The 1,831-nt window shown below is 54.0% G+C and carries 2 protein-coding genes; both read left to right on the top strand.

Annotated features, from left to right (window positions below; genetic code table 11):
- Positions 1-76 precede the first annotated feature (76 nt).
- Entirely contained in the window at positions 77-1,192 is a 1,116-nt protein-coding gene (rseP, locus tag Q0369_RS08290) for an RIP metalloprotease RseP (RefSeq protein ID WP_298098529.1), read from the top strand.
- A complete protein-coding gene (locus Q0369_RS08285) occupies positions 1,189-1,827 on the top strand; it encodes a YggS family pyridoxal phosphate-dependent enzyme (RefSeq protein WP_298098526.1) in 639 nt (212 codons plus the stop codon). The genes rseP and Q0369_RS08285 overlap by 4 nt, the downstream gene beginning before the upstream one ends.
- Positions 1,828-1,831 lie beyond the last annotated feature (4 nt).

Genomic DNA, 1,831 nt, shown 5'->3' with positions numbered 1-1,831 from the left:
GCTTTAAACGGCGATCTAAGCTTAAAATTTACAAAATCATAGTAAGCTTAGCCCATTTTTTACAAAGGTTTGAAATTTGAAAAGCATAATTTTAACGCTCGCGATCCTGGCGGTCGGATTTTATTTTTACTCAATAAATTTTATGGTCACGGTGCTGGCGATCAGCTTCCTCATCTTTTTTCACGAGCTGGGGCATTTTTTGGCGGCGCGGGCGCTGGGCGTGGGAGTGAACGTCTTTAGCGTGGGCTTCGGCGAGAAGGTCTTTACCAAGCGCATCGGCGCGACGCAGTACGCCATCAGCGCGATCCCTCTGGGGGGCTACGTGAGCCTTAAGGGGCAGGAGGATTTGGATCCCGCCGCGGCAAGCGCAGACCCTGACAGCTACAACTCCAAAGGCCCGATCGCGCGCATAATCATACTTTTTGCGGGGCCGTTTTTTAACCTGCTGCTTGCATTTTTGATCTACATCGCGCTGGGCTACATCGGCGTCGAAAAGCTAGCGCCCAAGGTTGGCAAAATCTCGCCAGGCTCCGCCGCAGCAAGCGCGGGTCTTATGCTAAACGATGAAATTTTATCGATCGACGGCAAGCAGATCCGCGAGTGGGACGACATCTCAAAGCAGGTGACCGCAGCGCCTCTAAGCTTGGAAATTTTACGTGGCGGCGAGCGGCTGAGCCTACAGCTCACGCCGAAGCTCGGCGAGAAAAAAACCATCTGGCGCGAGAGCATCAGAGTGCCGCTCATCGGCATTTCGCCCGATTACAACGCGACTGTGACGCTATATCACAAGGGCGCAAGTTCGCTTAGTTTCGCGTGGGATCAGACGGTGGAGGCATCAAAGCTCATCTTGATAGGGCTCGAAAAGCTCGCCAGCGGCGTCGTTTCGCCCAAGGAGATGGGCGGCATCGTCGCCATTACGGACATCACCTCAAAGGCGGTCGATTACGGCGCGGCGGTCCTGCTCGCGCTCGTGGCGCTAATATCGGTAAATTTAGGGCTCATCAATCTCTTTCCGATCCCTGCGCTCGACGGCGGGCACATCGCGTTTAATCTCTTTGAGCTCATCTTCCGCCGCCCCGTACCAAAGCGGGTATTCGTGGGTGCCAGCTACGTAGGAATGGGAATTTTGGCGCTTTTGATGATATTTACAGTGTTGAATGATTTCGCTAGAATTTTGGGATTTTATAAATGAGACTGGATGAAATTTTAAAGCGCATTGAGGCTGCAAAAGCAGGCGCGGGCGAAGTGCAGCTAGTCGCGGTAAGCAAAAACGTAGGCACGGATGAGGTGCGCGAGCTGTATTCGCAAGGACAGATCGCGTTTGGCGAAAACAGAGTGCAGGAGCTAAAGCGAAAAAGCGAACTACTGCGCGAACTGCCGCTAAAGTGGCACTTCATCGGCACGCTGCAAAGCAACAAAATCAATCAGCTCATCGCTCTGCGCCCGACGCTGTGGCAGAGCTGCAACAGTTGCGAGCTCGCGCTTGCCGTAAATAAGCGGCTAACTTATCCGCTAGATACGCTGCTGGAGATCAACGCCGCGGGCGAGAGCTCCAAAACGGGGCTTGATAAAAACCGCGCAGTGGAGGAGTTTTTGCGCATCAAGCAGGAGTGCAAAAATCTAAATTTAATCGGCGTGATGAGCATCGGCGCGCACGTGAGCGAGCCCGCGCAGATCGCGCGAAGCTTCGAGGTGAGCCGCGAGATCTTCGATGCGCTCGTGCCGCACGGCGCGCGGATCTGCTCGATGGGGATGAGCGATGATTTTGAGCTCGCAATCAAATGCGGCTCGAACATGATCCGCCTGGGTAGAATTTTATACGCCTAGGCCC

The organism is uncultured Campylobacter sp., assembly GCF_938030685.1.
Taxonomy (GTDB): Bacteria; Campylobacterota; Campylobacteria; order Campylobacterales; family Campylobacteraceae; genus Campylobacter_B.
The sequence above is the reverse complement of the archived record's forward strand: the minus strand, read 5'-3'. Positions and strand labels throughout refer to the sequence as shown.

Excerpts from the sequence above, each read along its gene's own strand:
- Q0369_RS08285 (WP_298098526.1), top strand. The coding sequence starts at position 1,189 with ATGAGACTGGATGAAATTTTAAAGCGCATTGAGGCTGCAAAAGCAGGC.